This is a genomic window from Pseudomonas sp. R25(2017) (assembly GCF_002112565.1).
Taxonomy (GTDB): Bacteria; Pseudomonadota; Gammaproteobacteria; order Pseudomonadales; family Pseudomonadaceae; genus Aquipseudomonas; species Aquipseudomonas ekonensis.
On the sequence record NZ_NEHZ01000011.1, the window covers coordinates 169,449 to 186,005 of the forward strand.

Below are 16,557 nucleotides of genomic sequence, written 5' to 3' on the forward strand. Positions count from 1 at the left end.
GAAACGGGAAATTTCACGCTATATATGGCCCATCTGAAGCCTTGTATCGACGCCGCCCAAGCGTTTTGAACGCCGCCGGTAAAAAAAACCATTTTTTTGCGCGCCAGGGGTTTACAGTTAAAAAGACGCTCCGTATAGTGCGCGCCATCGACAACGCAGACACGTTGACGAAGCTGCCCAGGTGGTGAAATTGGTAGACACGCCAGCTTCAGGTGCTGGTGACCTTACGGTCGTGGAAGTTCGAGTCTTCTCCTGGGCACCAATTTCGAGTCTCGTGACTCACACAAAAAACCCGCGAAAGCGGGTTTTTTGCATTCTGCCCTCCCGATTCGCAAAAGAAGATTTATTAAAATCAAATCAGGGGTTTACAGATCAAAATGCGCTCCGTATAGTGCGCGACATCAACAGCGACATCGCTGATTGAGAAGCCCAGGTGGTGAAATTGGTAGACACGCCAGCTTCAGGTGCTGGTGACCTTACGGTCGTGGAAGTTCGAGTCTTCTCCTGGGCACCAATTCAGATAAAACCCGCGAAAGCGGGTTTTTTCGTTTCCGGCGTTTGAAAATTCCTGTGGCGAGGGCGCTAGGCTCCCGCTGGCGGACAACCCCCGCCTCGGTTTAGCCACAACGCCGAATGGCGACGGCTTCGCAGCCGAGCGGGAGCAAGCCCCTCACACCGGAATCTGCCCCCTCCTCCGCACATAGCAAACCCTCGCTCCAACCTCAAGGCGCATTTGAGAACCAAACTCGTTTATCATTGTTGCAAGTTTTTGCAATGCGACAGTGAGGAACCCTGCGAATGATGCTTCGAAATACCCTGCGCCGCGGCTTGACCTTCACCCTGCTCGGCCTGGCGCTCGCCACTCCCCTCACCCAGGCTGCCGACCCAGTCGCCCTGACGCTCTATAACGGCCAACACAAGGAAGTCGGCGACGCGGTCGCCAAGGCTTTCGAAGCCAAGACCGGCATTCACGTCAACGTGCGCAAAGGCAGCAGCAACCAGCTCGCCAGCCAGGTCATCGAAGAAGGCGACCGCTCCCCCGCCGACGTGATCTACACCGAAGAGTCCCCGCCCCTGAACAACCTCGGCGAACTGGGCCTGCTGGCCAAGGCCGACGACACCACCCTGGCGGTGCTGCCCAAAGAATACGTGGCCGGCAACGGCACCTGGATCGGCGTCACCGCGCGGGTGCGTGTCGTGGCGTTCAACCCCAAGCTGATCGATGAGAAAGACCTGCCCAAGTCAGTGCTGGACTTCGCCGATCCGCAGTGGCAAGGCAAGGTCGGCTTCGTCCCGACCAGCGGCGCCTTCCAGGAACAGGCCGTGGCGATCATCAAAAAGCACGGCCGCGACGCCGCCGAAGAATGGCTGACCGGCCTGCGCGCCTTCGGCAAGACCTACAGCAACAATATGGTCGCCCTCAAGGCGGTGGAAAACGGCGAAGTGGCCACCGTGCTGGTGAACAACTACTACTGGTTCGCCCTGCAGCGCGAGAAAGGCAAACTGGATTCGAAACTGCACTACTTCACCGGCGGCGACGTCGGCGGGCTGATCACCGTATCCAGCGCCGCGGTCCTCAAATCCAGCAAGCACCCCAAGGAAGCCCAGCAACTGCTCGCCTACATGGCCAGCGAAGAAGGCCAGCGCGTGATTACCCAGACCACTGCCGAATACCCGCTGCACAAAGGCATGGAATCGGATCGCGGGCTCAAGCCGTTCAGCGAGCTGGAAGCGCCGGACGTGACCCCGGCCGACCTCGGCAACGCCGAAGAGGCGCTGGACCTGGAACGTGAAGTCGGCCTGAACTGATGGCCGCCCCGCTCTCCGCCCCCGCCCGCGGCGGTTACTTGCCGCGGCGCAAACGGCCGTCGGTCTGGCTGTTGCTGCCGGTTTTGCTGCTGGTGGTGCTGAGCCTGCTGCCGCTGGCCTACGTCGGCCTGAAGGCCTGGCAGGCCGGCTGGGCCCAGGCGCTGCACTTGTTGTGGCGCCCCTACGTGTTCGGCCTGCTGCGCAATACCCTGGCGCTGATGGTCGGCGTGACGCTGGCCTGCGGCGTGATCGGCCTGTCGCTGGCCTGGCTGCTGGAACGCAGCAACCTGACGGGGCGGCGCCTGTGGGGCGTGATCCTGTGCCTGCCGTTCGCGGTGCCGGCGTTCGTCAGCAGCTTCACCTGGGTGTCCCTCAGCGCGCAGTTCGAAGGCCTGGGCGGGGCGATCCTGGTGATGAGCCTGTCCAAGTATCCGCTGATCTTCCTGCCGGTCGCGGCGACGCTGCGCAACCTCGACCCGTCCCTGGAAGAGTCGGCCCGCACGCTGGGACAGAGCCGCTGGGGTGTGTTCTTTCGCGTCACCCTGCCGCTGCTCTGGCCGTCGCTGCTGGCGGGTTCACTGTTGATCGCGCTGCACATGCTGGTGGAGTTCGGCGCACTGTCGATCATCGGCCTGCAGACCTTCACCACCGCGATCTATCAGCAGTTCGAACTGGAATTCAGCAACGCCAACGCGGCCATGCTGTCGGCGGTGCTGCTTGCCCTGTGCCTGACCCTGCTTTGGCTGGAACTGCGCATGCGCGGCAAGGGCCGCCACGTACGCACCGGCCAGGGCGCCGCGCGCCGGGCCGAACAGGTGCGCCTCGGCGCCTGGGCGATCGCCGGCCAGTCGTACTGCCTGTTGCTGGCGGTCGTGGGCAGCGGCATTCCTCTCGGCATGCTGGGCTACTGGCTCGCCGTGGGGTCTTCGGCCGCGTTCCCGGTCGCCGCCATCAGCGAAGCGCTGCTGTCGTCGCTGGCGCTGTCACTGGGCGGCGCAGCGTTGTGCCTGGTGCTGGCGGTGCCGGTCGGGTTGCTGGTGGTGCGCCACAAGGGCCGCCTGGCGATCTGGGCCGAGCGCCTGCCGTACCTGCTGCATGCGCTGCCGGGACTGGTGATCGCGCTCACGCTGGTGTATTTCGCCCTGCATTACGTGCCTGCGCTGTACCAGACTTCGGCGCTGCTGCTGATCGCCTATGCCTTGCTGTTCCTGCCGCTGGCCCAGGCGCCGATCCGCACCGCGCTGAACAAGGCCGCGCCGCAGCTGGAAGAAGCGGCGCGCACGCTGGGCGCGTCGTCCTTCACTGCGTTTTGCCGGGTGACCCTGCCGATCATCTTCCCGGCGCTGGGCGCAGCGTTCGCGCTGGTCTTCCTGGATGCGATGAAGGAACTGACCGCGACGCTGCTGCTCAGTCCGACCGGACTCAACACCCTGGCGACCGAAGTCTGGGCCCATACGGCGAACGTGGAGTTTGCGGCGGCGGCGCCTTATGCGGCGCTGCTGATCGTGGTGTCGGGGTTGCCGGTCTATCTGCTGACCACCCGGATGTACCTGAGCCGCTGAGACCGCCCCCACAGGATCCGTGTTGCACACGTATCCTGTGGGAGCCAGCCTGCTGGCGATGGCGTCAGCCCAGACACCACACGGCAAGGGCAGAATGCTGCCCCCACATGGATTGGCGCCGGGCGCACAGCCTGTGGGAGCGGGCTTGCCCGCGAAAGGGCCCGCCCAGACAACCGCTAGGCCCGGAACTGCCCCAGGCTCGCCTTGAGCTGCGCCGCCAACCCGTCCAGCACCTTGCCGCTGGCCGTGGTCTCCTGAACCGCCTGAGCCGCTTTCTCGGCCTGGGCATGGATCGTCTCGACCCGCCCGCGCACCGCCTGCGCGCCCTGCGCCTGATGCGCCGCCGCCTGGGTGGCCAGACCGATGGCCGCATGCACCTGCTCGACCGACGCCTGCACCGACTGCTGCAGCCGCGCGCTGTCGCGCAACACCAGCAAGCCTTCGCTGGCCTGGCGTCCGGCCTGGCCGATGGCGTCCACCGCCTCGCGCGCGCCCTGCTGCAAGGCCACGATGTGCGCCTGGATGTCGCCGGTGGAGCTTTGGGTCTTGCTCGCCAGCGCCCGCACTTCGTCCGCCACCACCGCGAACCCGCGTCCGGTCTCGCCGGCCCGCGCCGCCTCGATGGCCGCGTTGAGCGCCAGCAGATTGGTCTGCTCGGCGATGCCGTGGATCACGGTCAGCACCACTTCGATCTGCTCGCTCTGCTGGGCCAGCCGCTCGATGACCTTCGCCCCAGTGTCGACCTGCCCCGCCAACGCTTCGATCAGGCTGCCGACCTTGGCCGAGGTGCGGGTGTTCTCGTCGGTGGCCTGACGGATGTCGACCACCTGCTGCAGCGCCGCCTGCATCGCCTGGCTTTCCGACTGCGCCTCGTCGGCCATCTGCGACAGCGCCCGCAGGCTTTCGGCGACCTCATCGCGCTGCATGCCGGCCGCCGCGTCGGCCCCGGCATTGCGCAGGGTCATCGCGCCGATTTCCACGCCCGTGCGCTGGGCCACATCCCCCGCTTCGCGCACGATCGGCTGCAACTTATCCACAAAGCGGTTGACCGCCGAGGCCATGTCGCCGATCTCGTCCTTGCTGTTGATCTGCACACGCTTGGTCAGGTCGCCCTCGCCTGCCGCCAGGTCGTCCATCGCCGTATTGAGCATCTTCAGGCGGTTGACCACCCGGTGTCCCAGCACCACCGCCAGCAACAGCAGCACACCGCAACCGACCAACGCCAGGCCCATACCGATGCGCCAGCGCAGCGTCGCGGCGGCGTCCTGCACGGTGCTGGCGGTGTTGGCCTTCATTTCCGCGGCCGTGGTCTGCGCCGATTGCAGGCGCGCGCGCATGGCCGCGGCGCTGTCGGCGGCGGCGCCCTTGAGGCTGTCGCCGACCAACTGGTCGCTGCTGGCGATCAGAGCCGAGAAGCGCTGGTCGAGGGCGGCCAGGTCGGCATCCACCGACGCCGTCGAGACACCCATCAGCACCTTGCCGATCTCCACACCGTTGGGGTTGATCGAGGCTTCGAGGTAAAAGACCGACGGATCGCGCTTGGCTGCATCCAGCAGCTTGTCCAGCGCCCGCTCGCCCTGGCCTTTCTCCAGCAATGCCTTGTTGATCGGGTTTTCGCGGTTGAGGTAACGGGTCAGGTGCTGGCCGGTGGCGTCGTCGTAGACCACGAACAGCACGTTGGGATTGCGCTGGGCCCGGCGGGCGAACTCGGACAGGGTCGGCACGTCGCTGTCCCACATGGCGCGGGGCGCGACCGAGGCCAGCAACTGGGCCATGTCGTTGGCCGAGTCCTTCAGGTCCTTTTCCAGGGTCGCACGCAGCTGGGCCTGTTCGTCCTTCAGGCGCGAGGACAGGCCGGCGGTGAGCCGCTGACGGGTATTGGTCGAGAGCGTATCGAGACTGGAGGTGACTTCGCGCCCGGCCTGCTCCAGCTCGCCGGAGAGTTTCTGGCTGTCGGCGCCCAGGCGTGTGCCGAGGTCGGCCTCCAGCGCCGTGACGGTGCTCCGTGTCAGGGCAACGGCCACCAGCACTTGCACCAAAAGGGCGATACCGAGGGTAACGAACACAGGCCGCAGCAAACGGCTTTGTAACAGTGAGAGAACAGCCGACACTTTGAATCCCTCTACTTTGACGCCATTAAATTGATGGCACTTCTTGTGGGGATATTTGCAGCAAAGGTCATGCCGTCCAACAGGCATAAACGACAAAGGCCCCGATCAAGGGGCCTTTGTGTTTTTACATCAATGACTTATCAAGCGAACGGATGGCGCAGAACGATGGTTTCGTTGCGGTCCGGACCCGTCGAAATAATGTCGATCGGCGCGCCGACCAGCTCTTCGATGCGCTTGATGTAGTTGCGCGCAGCCTGCGGCAGCTCTTCCAGGGTCTTGGCGCCCAGGGTCGATTCGCTCCAGCCCGGCATCTGCTCGTACACCGGCTCCAGGCCGATGTAGCTGTCGGCGTCGGTCGGCGCGTCGATCACTGCACCGTCCTGGTTCTTGTAGCCGACGCAGATGTTGATGGTTTCCAGGCCGTCCAGCACGTCCAGCTTGGTCAGGCACAGGCCCGAGATGCTGTTGACGTCGATGGCGCGACGCAGGATCACGGCATCGAACCAGCCGCAGCGGCGGGCACGGCCGGTGGTGGCGCCGAACTCATGGCCGCGCTTGGCCAGGAACGCGCCGACGTCGTCGAACAGTTCAGTCGGGAACGGGCCCGAACCGACGCGGGTGGTGTACGCCTTGGTGATGCCCAGGATGTAGTCCAGGAACATCGGGCCGACGCCGGAACCGGTGGCGATGCCGCCGGCGGTGGTGTTGGAGCTGGTGACGTACGGGTAGGTGCCGTGGTCGATGTCCAGCAGCGAACCCTGGGCGCCTTCGAACATGATGTCCTTGCCGTCGCGGCGCAGGCTGTGCAGCTCGGCGGTGACGTCGAGCATCATCGGCTTGAGCAGCTCGGCGTACTCCATGCACTCGTCCAGGGTCTTCTGGAAGTCGATGGCCGGCTCTTTGTAGTAATTGACCAGCACGAAGTTGTGGTAGTCCAGCAGCTCGCCCAGCTTGGCGGCGAAACGCTCGCGGTGGAACAGGTCACCGATGCGCAGGCCGCGGCGCGCGACCTTGTCTTCGTAGGCCGGGCCGATGCCGCGGCCGGTGGTGCCGATCTTCAGCTCGCCGCGGGCCTTTTCACGGGCCTGGTCCAGCGCCACGTGGTAGGACAGGATCAGCGGGCAGGAAGGGCTGATGCGCAGGCGCTCGCGCACCGGCACGCCTTTTTCTTCCAGCTTGTTGATTTCCCGCAGCAGGGCGTCGGGTGCAACCACCACGCCGTTGCCGATCAGGCACTGCACGCCTTCGCGCAGCACGCCCGACGGAATCAGGTGCAAGACGGTTTTCTCGCCGTCGATCACCAGGGTGTGGCCAGCGTTGTGGCCACCTTGGTAGCGCACTACGGCGGCAGCATGTTCGGTCAGCAGATCAACGATCTTGCCTTTGCCCTCATCACCCCACTGGGTGCCCAGGACTACGACATTCTTACCCATAACACTTGTCCTCATTCGCGCAAACTTGGTGCCGGCACCTGCCGGCAGGAAAACTCAAGAAGCCAGTGGCGATACTTGCCAAAGCCCGTTCTGCTGGATCAATTGACGGTCGCAGTCCGCTTCACGGGCGGCGGCCAAAGGTTGCCCAGGCAAGGCCTGGACGACACGCTGACCCTCACTGCGCAACTGGCAGACCTGCTGCCAGAGTGCCGCATCCGTACTGTCAGGCATCCAGATACCGCCGGACGGTAGCTCGATCTCAGCACGCCCCAGGGTCACCAGGGTTTTCAAATCGGTGGAGAAGCCGGTGGCCGGACGGGCGCGGCCGAAGTCGGCGCCGATGTCGTCGTAGCGGCCGCCCTGGGCGATGGACTGGCCCACGCCCGGCACGAACGCCGCGAACACCACACCGGTGTGGTAGTGGTAGCCGCGCAGCTCGCCCAGGTCGAAATACAGCGGCAGCTGCGGGAAGCGCGCCGCCAGGCGCTCGGCGATCGCCAGCAGATCCTCCAGCGCCGCCAGCACCGGCGCCGGCGCATTGGCCAGGCGCTCGCGGGCGGCGGTCAGCACTTCACGGCCGCCGCACAGGTCCACCAGCGCGCGCAGCATGCCCGCCAGCTCCGCCGGCAGGCCTTCGGTCAAGGCTGTGACCTCGTCGATGGCCTTGCGTTGCAACGCGTCGAACAGCTGTTGCTCGACCTCGCCGGACAGTCCGGCAGCACGGGCCAGGCCGCGGTAGATGCCGACATGCCCCAGGTCCATGTGCACGTCCGGCACATCGGCCAGCTGCAGCATGGCCAGCAGCAGGCTGATGACTTCGACGTCGCTGCTCGGGCTGGCGTCGCCGTAGAGCTCGGCGCCCAACTGGATCGGGCTGCGCGAGGACGACAGCGCACGCGGCTGGGCGTGCAGCACGCTGCCGGCGTAGCAGAGGCGGTTTGGGCCTTCGCGGCGCAGGGTGTGCGCGTCGATGCGCGCCACCTGCGGGGTGATGTCGGCACGGAAGCCCATCTGCCGGCCCGACTGCGGGTCGATGACCTTGAAGGTACGCAGATCCAGGTCCTGGCCCGCGCCGGTCAGCAAGGATTCCAGGTACTCGATATGGGGAGTCACGACGAACTCGTAACCCCAGCTCTGGAACAGATCCAACACCTGACGACGCGCCACTTCAATGCGCGCCGCTTCCGGTGGCAGCACTTCTTCGATGCCATCTGGCAGCAGCCAGCGGTCTACCGTTGCCATTACGCCATTCCCCTTTGATCCGGGCGGCCAGCCCGAGGGCGAGCCTTGAGTGAAGCAGAAAATGACTGGCCTGCGCAAAAGACACGCGCATGGGCGACGAAGCGAAAAGCCCTGTCACCGGCTTCGCCAATCACTTTCCTCGAAAAACCGTCGGGCCCTCGGGCCCGCGCCCTGCACCAAAAACAGCAATCAAACGTGCAGACGCAAAAAAGCCGGGAATTTCCCGGCTGCCGCATCATACACACGTTTTCCAAAAGGATCACCCCGCCCGAGGTTTTAGCCGCCGGGCGGAATGACGCAGGTCAACGTCGAATCAAGGCTTGGCCTTCTCCAGGTACTTGAAGAAGTCGCTGCTCGGGTCGAGCACCATGACGTCGGACTTGTTCGCGAAGCTTTCACGGTAGGCGCGCAAGCTACGGTAGAACGCGTAGAAATCCTGGTCCTGGCCGTAGGCCTTGGAGTAGATCGCAGCGGCCTGGGCGTCGCCGTCACCGCGAACCTCTTCGGACTCGCGATAGGCTTCGGCCAGCAGCACGCGGCGTTGGCGATCGGCGTCGGCACGGATGCCTTCGGCCAGCTCGTTACCCTTGGCACGGTGCTCGCGGGCTTCACGCTCGCGCTCGGTGCTCATCCGCTCGAACACGCTGCGGTTGACTTCCTTCGGCAGGTCGATGGCCTTGACCCGGACGTCGACCACTTCGATGCCCAGTTCCTTCTCCGCCATCTTGTTCAGCGACGCGGTGATGTCGGCCATCAGCGCATCGCGCTCGCCCGACACCACTTCGTGCAGGGTGCGCTTGCCGAACTGGTCACGCAGGCCCGACTCCAGACGACGGGACAGACGCTCGTCGGCGATCTGCTTGAGGCCGGAGGTCGCGGTGTAGAAACGCTCGGCGTCCTTCACCCGCCATTTGGCGTAGGCATCGACCATGACGGCTTTCTTTTCCAGGGTCAGGAAGCGCTGCGTCGGTGCGTCCAGCGTCATCAGGCGGGCGTCGAACTTGCGCACCTGGTTGACGTACGGCACCTTCACATGCAGGCCCGGCTGGACATCGGCCTGGACCACGCGACCGAATTGCAGCAACACCGCACGCTCGGTCTGAGCCACGATGTAGAAGCAGTTCCAGGCAGCGATCGCCACGACCACGCCGACGATAAGGGCGATCAGCGATTTATTGCTCATCAGCGACTCTCCCGGGTACGTGCCTGCTGTTGCTGCAGATCCGCTGCGGCACGCACATTGGCTTCATTGCTGGTGGCTGCCGCACCGCCGCTCACCGGAGCGCTGGTGTTGCGGCCACTTTCGACCATCTTGTCCAGCGGCAGGTAAAGCAGGTTGCTCTGGCCGTTCTTGTTGCCGGTCACGAGCACCTTGCTGGTGCTGCTGAAGACTTCCTGCATGGTGTCCAGGTACAGGCGCTGACGGGTGACCTCAGGTGCCTTGCGGTACTCGGCGACCAGCTTGGTGAAGCGGTCGGCCTCACCCTTGGCGCGGGAGATCGTCTCGTCGCGGTAGCCGTTGGCGTCCTCGATGATGCGCTGGGCCTGGCCACGGGCTTCCGGCACCACGCCGTTGGCGTAGGTCTCGGCCTGGTTGCGGGAACGCTGCTCGTCTTCACGGGCACGGATCACGTCGTCGAAGGCTTCCTGGACTTCGCGCGGCGCCGCGGCGCTCTGCACGTTGACCTGGGTGACGGTGATGCCGGTGCGGTAGGTGTCGAGGAAGCGTTGCAGGCGCTCCTTGATCTCGCTGGCCATCAGCTCACGGCCTTCGGTCAGCACCTGGTCCATGGCGGTGGAACCCACCACGTGGCGCAGGGCGCTGTCGGTCGCATGCTGCAGGCTGATTTCCGGCTGGTCGACGTTCAGCACGAAGTCCTGCAGGTTGCTGATCTTGTACTGCACGGTCAGCGGCACTTCGACGATGTTCTCGTCTTCGGTCAGCATCTGACCCTGCTTGGTGTACGCACGCTCACGCGTGACGTTTTCCATGTACTTCTTGTCGATCGGCGGGAAATAGATGTTCAGGCCCGGGCCGACGGTCTCGTAGTACTTGCCGAAGCGCAGCACCACGGCCTGCTCCTGCTCGTCCACCACGTACACCGCGCTGTACAGCCACACGGCCGCCAGCACGACCAGACCGATGCCGAGCAGGCCGCCGAAGCCGCCGCCCTTGCCCGATCCGCCCCCGTCGTCACCCCGTTTCTTGCCACCACCGAACAACCCGTTAAGGCTTTCCTGCAGCTTGCGGAAGGCCTCGTCGAGATCCGGCGGGCCCTTGCGGTCGCCATTGTTGCGACGCTTGCCACCCCAAGGATCCTGATTGTTCGAGTTGCCACCCGGCTCATTCCAAGCCATAGCGCTCTCCATCTGATAAAGCAAAGACGCGCCCACGGCGCGCCGCCCCATGCTACAGAATGCCTGTCACCGCGGCACAACCGCTTTTTCAGGCTTTTATTGCAAAGTGTGTTGCTCGATGAAGTCCACCGGCTGCAATCCTTCGCGGCTCACCAGCCGGTTCAGCTCGATCCGCGGCAACCGGACGGCCAGCAGGCTGGCGCCTTCGTCGTCGTGTTCTTCTTTCTGCACCGCGCCCAGTTCGAAGAACTGCGCGCGCAACCTGGCGAAACGTTGCGGCAAGCGCAGCGTGCCGACGAACAGGTCATCGCCGAGCAGCTCGGCCACCGCCTGCTTGAGCAGGTCCAGGCCGGAGCCGTCCCGCGCCGACAGCCAGACCCGCTGCGGCCGGCCATCGGCGTCGCGCTGGATCTGCGGCTCAACGCCCTCGAGCAAATCGAGTTTGTTGTATACCTCCAGGATCGGCAAGTCTTGCGCCCCGATCTCGTCGAGCACCACCATCACCTGCTCGATCTGCTCCATCCGGTCCGGCTCGTGGGCGTCGATCACGTGCAGCAGCAGGTCGGAGTTGCTCGACTCTTCGAGCGTAGCCCGAAACGCCTCGACCAGTTTGTGCGGCAGGTGACGGATGAAGCCCACGGTGTCGGCCAGCACGATCGGCCCGAGGTCTTCCAGATCCAGACGGCGCAGGGTCGGGTCGAGGGTGGCGAACAGTTGGTCCGCCGCATACACCTCGGACTCGGTCACCGCGTTGAACAGCGTCGATTTGCCGGCGTTGGTGTAGCCCACCAGCGACACCGTCGGGATGTCCGCGCGCTTGCGTCCGCGCCGCGACTGCTCGCGCTGGCTGCGCACTTTCTCCAGCCGGGACTTGATCTGCCGCAGACGAACCCGCAGCAGGCGCCGGTCGGTCTCGAGCTGGGTCTCGCCCGGGCCGCGCAGGCCGATGCCGCCCTTCTGCCGCTCAAGGTGGGTCCAGCCGCGCACCAGCCGCGTGCTCATGTACTCAAGCTGGGCCAGTTCAACCTGGAGCTTGCCTTCATGGGTGCGGGCGCGTTGGGCGAAAATATCGAGAATCAGACCCGTGCGGTCGATCACGCGGCACTCGAACTCGCGCTCGAGGTTGCGTTCCTGACTGGGTGAGAGGGTGTGATTGAAAATCACCAGGTCGACCTGTTCGGCCTTGACCAGGTCGCGCAACTCCTCGACCTTGCCACTGCCAATCAGGGTCTTGGCGGTTGGCCGATGACGCGGCACGCTGAAAAACGCGACGGTCTCGGCGCCAGCCGAAAGTGCCAACTCCTGAAACTCCTGCGGATCTTCGCGCGCCTCAGGGTCCTGACCATCCAAGTGAACGAGAATGGTTCGTTCACCACCACCGTGGCGCTCAAAGAACAAAGGAGACTCCTATCAGGCGTTACCAGGCTCTGCGTCACCTGCATCGGATTCGGTTGCGCTTGGCAGACGAATTGGACGGACCGGCACGACGGTAGAGATAGCGTGTTTGTAGACCATCTGGCTGACGGTGTTCTTCAGCAGGATGACGAACTGGTCGAACGACTCGATCGTACCTTGCAGCTTGATGCCGTTGACCAGGTAGATGGAAACCCCCACTTTCTCTTTACGTAAAGTATTCAGGTAAGGGTCTTGTAGCGAATGCCCTTTTGACATGTGCCGCACTCCTTTAAGGATTCAATAATAAAAAAATAGGTAAACGGGTGGCTTTTGCCGCCACACCCCCAAGGATAGACGGCAATTGCAGGGACTCAGCTCAATATGGAGATCGTCCCAAGGTATTTCAAGGCGCGTGGCAGATTGTCGCAATCCAGACTGTCGAGCCAATGCAAACCATCCCAGCTGCGCAGCCAGGTGAACTGGCGTTTGGCCAATTGGCGCGTGGCGATGATGCCCCGCTCCTGCATTTCGGCCGACGTCAGCTTGCCGTCCAGATAATCCCAGACCTGGCGGTAACCCACCGCACGTATAGACGGCAACCCGGCATGCAGGTCACTTCTATTGCGCAGGGCTACGACCTCGTCGATGAATCCCTGTTCCAGCATATTTGTGAATCTTTGTTTAATGCGCTCGTGCAGTACCTGGCGATTTGCCGGAGCGATCGCCAGATTCGCGACAGTATAGGGCAATTGTTGCCGCCCCGATGCGGCTGCGTCGGCACTTTGCGCAGATTGTTGCTGGCGCAGCGCGGTCATGCTCTGACCGCTGACCCGGTAGACCTCCAGCGCACGACTCAGGCGCTGCGGATCGTTCGGGTGAATCCGCGCCGCCGACACCGGGTCGATGGCCGCCAACTGCTCGTGCAGGGCCTGCCAGCCAAGGCGCGCCGCCTCTTCTTCGATCTGCGCACGCACTTCGGGATCGGCCGCCGGCATGTCGGCCAGGCCCTCGACCAGCGCCTTGTAGTAGAGCATGGTGCCGCCCACCAGCAGCGGGATCTTGCCCCGGGCGGTGATGTCGGCCATGGCGATCAGCGCATCACGGCGGAAATCCGCAGCCGAGTACGCCTCGGCCGGATCGAGGATGTCGATCAGGCGGTGGGGAAACTCGGCCAACAGTTCCTTGGACGGCTTGGCGGTGCCGATGTCCATGCCGCGGTAGACCAGCGCCGAGTCGACGCTGATCAGCTCGCACGGCAGCACCTTGGTCAGCTCGATGGCCAGGTCGGTCTTGCCCGCAGCGGTCGGGCCCATCAGGAATATCGCTGGAGGAAGCTGGCTCATCAACGACCGCGCAAAAACAGTTTGTCCAGGTCGTCCAGGCCCAATTGGGTCCAGGTCGGCCGGCCATGGTTGCATTGACCGCTGCGCTCGGTGTTTTCCATGTCGCGCAGCAGGCCGTTCATTTCCGGCAGGGCCAGGCGCCGGTTGGCGCGGACCGCGCCGTGGCAGGCCATGGTGCCCAGCAGTTCGTTCAGGTGCGCCTGGATCCGGTCGCTGGTGCCGTACTCCATCAGGTCGGCCAGCACGTCGCCGACCAGCCGGTTGGCCTCGGCCTGTTTGAGCAGCGCCGGAATCTGCCGGATCGCCAGGGTTTCCGGGCCCAGGCGCTGCAGTTCGAAGCCCAGGCGCTGGAACCACGCCGCGTGCTCTTCGGCGCAGTCGGCCTCGCGCTGGCTCACCGCCAGCGACTCCGGCACCAGCAGCGGCTGGCCGCTCAGGCCTTCACTGGCCATGGCGATCTTCAGGCGCTCGTACATGATTCGCTCATGGGCGGCGTGCATGTCCACCAGCACCAGGCCCTGGGCGTTCTCGGACAGGATGTAGATGCCCTTGAGCTGCGCCAGCGCGTAGCCCAGCGGCGGGATGTCGCCCTGACCGCTCGGCAGCGCATTGCCGCCGGCCGGGGTTGCGGTTTCCGGCAGCGGCGCGAAGAACTCGCGGTAGGCGGCCTGGGCTTCGGCGGCCGGCACGGCGGACTGCGGACGCGGCGTGTACTGGTACTGGTAGCCCGCCCCGCTGCCGCCGCCGGCCGGCGCGTTGAACGACGGCTGCGCCTGGGGTTGCTCCAGCAGGGTGTTGGCCGCCAGGCGCATCTCGCCCTGGGGGCCGAACTCGCCGGCTTCGAGGCCGGTCGGGCGGACGAATCCGCTGGAGGCGACCGGCGCCGCCACCTGATCCTCCGGACGCACATCGCCCAGCGCCCGGTGCAGGGTGCCGTAGAGGAAGTCGTGCACCATGCGCCCGTCACGGAAGCGCACTTCGTGCTTGGTCGGGTGGACGTTGACGTCCACCGCCGCCGGATCGACCTCGAAGAACAGCGCGAAGGTCGGATGGCGGCCATTGAACAGCACGTCGCGGTAGGCCTGGCGCACCGCGTGGGCCACCAGCTTGTCGCGCACCGCGCGGCCGTTCACGAAGAAATACTGCAGATCCGCCTGGCTGCGGTTGAACGTCGGCAGGCCGACCCAACCCCACAGGCGCAGGCCGCTGCGCTCGATCTCGATCGGCAGCGCCTGCTCCAGGAAGCCCGAACCGCAGATCGCCGCCACACGCCGGGCGCGGGCCGCGTCGTCGCGGGCCTCATGCAGGCTGAGGATGGTCTTGCCGTTGTGACGCAAATGGAAAGCCACGTCGAAGCGCGCCAGCGCCAGACGCTTGATCACTTCTTGCAGGTGATCGAATTCGGTCTTTTCGGTCTTGAGGAACTTGCGCCGCGCCGGTGTATTGAAGAACAGGTCGCGCACCTCCACCGAGGTGCCCACCGGATGCGCCGCCGGCTGCACCCGGGGCGCCATGTCGCGGCCTTCGGTCTCCACCTGCCAGGCCTGGTCGGCGTCGCGGGTGCGCGAGGTCAGGGTCAGGCGCGCCACGGAGCTGATCGACGCCAGCGCCTCGCCCCGGAAGCCCAGGCTCATCACTTGTTCGAGGTCTTCGAGGTTGCGGATCTTGCTGGTGGCGTGCCGGGCCAGCGCCAGCGGCAGGTCATCGGCGGAAATGCCGCTGCCGTCGTCGCGCACCCGCAGCAGCTTGACGCCGCCCTGCTCGACGTCGACATCGATGCGCCGGGCGCCGGAGTCCAGGCTGTTTTCCAACAGTTCCTTGATCACCGACGCCGGGCGCTCGACCACCTCGCCGGCGGCGATCTGGTTCGCCAGCCGGGGGCTGAGCAGTTCAATGCGGGCCGAACTCAACACTTGGTTCATTCCTTGGACGCCAGTTCAGTGCCGGGAATGGTCAGGTGCTGACCGACCTTGAGCTCATCGCTGCTCAGGTTGTTGGCGCTGCGCAGCGTGGCCGGCGACACCTGATAGCGCACGGCGATCATCGCCAGGGTTTCGCCCGGGCTCACCCGGTGGTCGCGCGGCCCCTGGGCGATCTTGCCCGAGTCACGCAGCCAGGCGATGTAGGTGCCCGGCGGCGGGTTCTGCTGGAAGAACTGACGCACGCCGCTGCTGATCGACCGCGCCAGCGCCTGCTGGTGGCTCGATGCCGCCAGCTTGGAGGCCTCGTTGGCGTTGGAGATGAAGCCGGTCTCGACCAGGATCGACGGGATGTCCGGCGACTTCAGCACCATGAACCCGGCCTGTTCCACCCGTTGCTTGTGCAGCGGTGTGACCCGGCCGATGTTGCTCAGCACCTTCTGGCCGACGTTGAGACTGGAGGTCAGCGAGGCGGTCATCGACAGGTCGAGCAGCACGCCGGCGAGCATTCGGTCCTTGTCGTCGAGGCTGACGTTGCCGGCACCGCCGATCAGGTCGGAACGGTTTTCGCTGTCGGCCAGCCAACGGGCGGTCTCCGAGGTGGCGCCACGGTCGGACAGGGCGAACACCGACGCGCCGAACGCGGCGGCCGAAGGTGCGGCGTCGGCGTGGATCGAGACGAACAGGTCGGCGCCCTTCTTGCGGGCGATCTCGGTGCGGCCGCGCAGCGGGATGAAGTAGTCGCCGGTGCGGGTCAGCTCGGCGCGAAAGCCCTTCATGCCGTTGACCTGACGCTGCAGCTCGCGGGCGATCTGCAGCACCACGTCTTTTTCACGCTGGCCGCGCGAGCCCGAGGCGCCGGGGTCTTCGCCGCCGTGGCCGGCGTCGATCACCACGATGATGTCGCGTTTGCCGGCCGGGGCCGGCGGCAGCTTGATCGCCGGTTCCGCCGGGGTCACCGGCACGGCCGGCACGGTGGCCACCGACGGCGTCGGCGCAGGCGGCGGCGCGGCGTCGGCCGGGTTGTCGAACAGGTCGACCACCAGACGGTTGCCGTACTGCGCATTCGGCGCCAGGGAGAAGCTTTTCGGGGTGACGGCCTTCTTCAGGTCGATGACCACCCGCAGGTCGGTCGGCGTACGCTGGGCCGAGCGCATGGCGGTGATCGGCGTGTTGGCGGTCTGTACGTTCAGCGGCGCACCGAGGGTGGCGCCGTTGATGTCGATCACCAGCCGGTCCGGCGCGGTCAGGGTGAACACGCTGTGCTGCACCGGGCCGCTCAGGTCGAACACCAGACGCGTGTTGTCCGGCGCCCGCCACAGGCGCACGCTGTTGACCTTTGTGTCGGCCACAGCGCTGACGGTCACTGCCATCAACATCAGCCC

12 protein-coding genes and 2 tRNA genes are annotated in these 16,557 nt (G+C 65.2%); 4 read left to right on the forward strand and 10 right to left on the reverse strand.

Translation table 11 applies throughout. The annotated features are described in order from the left end of the window. The first annotated feature begins 175 nt into the window (after window positions 1–175). The 4 genes from CAG31_RS16260 to CAG31_RS16275 all read left to right on the forward strand — a co-directional run bounded on the left by CAG31_RS16260 (window position 176) and on the right by CAG31_RS16275 (window position 3,371). Window positions 176–262: transfer RNA gene (locus CAG31_RS16260), tRNA-Leu, on the forward strand. A 165-nt stretch (window positions 263–427) separates the two neighbouring features. Then, window positions 428–514 (forward strand) — tRNA-Leu (locus CAG31_RS16265). Between the two features lie 284 nt (window positions 515–798). Then, window positions 799–1,809, forward strand: coding sequence for an extracellular solute-binding protein (locus tag CAG31_RS16270; RefSeq protein ID WP_085582879.1), 1,011 nt, complete (start codon window positions 799–801; stop codon window positions 1,807–1,809). Further along, window positions 1,809–3,371, forward strand: a complete 1,563-nt coding sequence (locus CAG31_RS16275) for an iron ABC transporter permease (RefSeq protein WP_085582881.1) — start codon at window positions 1,809–1,811, stop codon at window positions 3,369–3,371. Before CAG31_RS16270 ends, CAG31_RS16275 begins: the two co-directional genes overlap by 1 nt. A gap of 176 nt (window positions 3,372–3,547) precedes the next feature. Here CAG31_RS16275 and CAG31_RS16280 read toward each other — a convergent pair whose 3' ends face one another. The 10 genes from CAG31_RS16280 to CAG31_RS16325 all read right to left on the reverse strand — a co-directional run bounded on the left by CAG31_RS16280 (window position 3,548) and on the right by CAG31_RS16325 (window position 16,551). Next, window positions 3,548–5,482: a methyl-accepting chemotaxis protein gene (locus CAG31_RS16280; RefSeq protein ID WP_085582883.1), complete on the reverse strand. Its 1,935-nt coding sequence runs from the start codon at window positions 5,480–5,482 to the stop codon at window positions 3,548–3,550. Between the two features lie 140 nt (window positions 5,483–5,622). Next, on the reverse strand, window positions 5,623–6,915 hold the full coding sequence (locus CAG31_RS16285; protein ID WP_085582885.1) for an adenylosuccinate synthase: 1,293 nt from the start codon (window positions 6,913–6,915) through the stop codon (window positions 5,623–5,625). Window positions 6,916–6,969: 54 nt separating this feature from the next. Then, window positions 6,970–8,157: an ATP phosphoribosyltransferase regulatory subunit gene (locus CAG31_RS16290; protein WP_085582887.1), complete on the reverse strand. Its 1,188-nt coding sequence runs from the start codon at window positions 8,155–8,157 to the stop codon at window positions 6,970–6,972. Between the two features lie 313 nt (window positions 8,158–8,470). Next, window positions 8,471–9,340 carry a protease modulator HflC gene (gene hflC / locus CAG31_RS16295; protein WP_085582889.1) on the reverse strand — a complete coding sequence of 290 codons (870 nt, stop codon included), beginning with the start codon at window positions 9,338–9,340 and terminating at the stop codon, window positions 8,471–8,473. Next, the gene (gene hflK, locus CAG31_RS16300; protein WP_085582891.1) at window positions 9,340–10,515 is read right to left on the reverse strand and encodes an FtsH protease activity modulator HflK; all 1,176 of its coding nucleotides are present in this window, start codon (window positions 10,513–10,515) and stop codon (window positions 9,340–9,342) included. Before hflK ends, hflC begins: the two co-directional genes overlap by 1 nt. Window positions 10,516–10,611: 96 nt before the next feature. After that, window positions 10,612–11,913, reverse strand: a complete 1,302-nt coding sequence (gene hflX / locus CAG31_RS16305; protein WP_085582893.1) for a ribosome rescue GTPase HflX — start codon at window positions 11,911–11,913, stop codon at window positions 10,612–10,614. Between the two features lie 12 nt (window positions 11,914–11,925). Beyond that, window positions 11,926–12,186: an RNA chaperone Hfq gene (gene hfq, locus CAG31_RS16310; protein WP_003221112.1), complete on the reverse strand. Its 261-nt coding sequence runs from the start codon at window positions 12,184–12,186 to the stop codon at window positions 11,926–11,928. 95 nt (window positions 12,187–12,281) lie between these two features. Beyond that, window positions 12,282–13,253 carry a tRNA (adenosine(37)-N6)-dimethylallyltransferase MiaA gene (gene miaA / locus CAG31_RS16315; protein ID WP_085582894.1) on the reverse strand — a complete coding sequence of 324 codons (972 nt, stop codon included), beginning with the start codon at window positions 13,251–13,253 and terminating at the stop codon, window positions 12,282–12,284. Continuing rightward, a complete protein-coding gene (gene mutL / locus CAG31_RS16320; RefSeq protein ID WP_085582896.1) occupies window positions 13,253–15,175 on the reverse strand; it encodes a DNA mismatch repair endonuclease MutL in 1,923 nt (640 codons plus the stop codon). The genes miaA and mutL overlap by 1 nt, the downstream gene beginning before the upstream one ends. After that, complete coding sequence (locus tag CAG31_RS16325) at window positions 15,172–16,551, reverse strand: N-acetylmuramoyl-L-alanine amidase (RefSeq protein WP_371856111.1); 1,380 nt, start codon at window positions 16,549–16,551, stop codon at window positions 15,172–15,174. The genes mutL and CAG31_RS16325 overlap by 4 nt, the downstream gene beginning before the upstream one ends. Window positions 16,552–16,557 lie beyond the last annotated feature (6 nt).

Excerpts from the sequence above, each read along its gene's own strand:
- CAG31_RS16270 (WP_085582879.1), top strand. The coding sequence starts at position 799 with ATGATGCTTCGAAATACCCTGCGCCGCGGCTTGACCTTCACCCTGCTC.
- CAG31_RS16275 (WP_085582881.1), top strand. The coding sequence starts at position 1,809 with ATGGCCGCCCCGCTCTCCGCCCCCGCCCGCGGCGGTTACTTGCCGCGG.
- CAG31_RS16285 (WP_085582885.1), bottom strand. The coding sequence starts at position 6,915 with ATGGGTAAGAATGTCGTAGTCCTGGGCACCCAGTGGGGTGATGAGGGC.
- CAG31_RS16290 (WP_085582887.1), bottom strand. The coding sequence starts at position 8,157 with ATGGCAACGGTAGACCGCTGGCTGCTGCCAGATGGCATCGAAGAAGTG.
- hflC (WP_085582889.1), bottom strand. The coding sequence starts at position 9,340 with ATGAGCAATAAATCGCTGATCGCCCTTATCGTCGGCGTGGTCGTGGCG.
- hflK (WP_085582891.1), bottom strand. The coding sequence starts at position 10,515 with ATGGCTTGGAATGAGCCGGGTGGCAACTCGAACAATCAGGATCCTTGG.
- hfq (WP_003221112.1), bottom strand. The coding sequence starts at position 12,186 with ATGTCAAAAGGGCATTCGCTACAAGACCCTTACCTGAATACTTTACGT.
- miaA (WP_085582894.1), bottom strand. The coding sequence starts at position 13,253 with ATGAGCCAGCTTCCTCCAGCGATATTCCTGATGGGCCCGACCGCTGCG.
- mutL (WP_085582896.1), bottom strand. The coding sequence starts at position 15,175 with ATGAACCAAGTGTTGAGTTCGGCCCGCATTGAACTGCTCAGCCCCCGG.
- CAG31_RS16325 (WP_371856111.1), bottom strand. The coding sequence starts at position 16,551 with ATGTTGATGGCAGTGACCGTCAGCGCTGTGGCCGACACAAAGGTCAAC.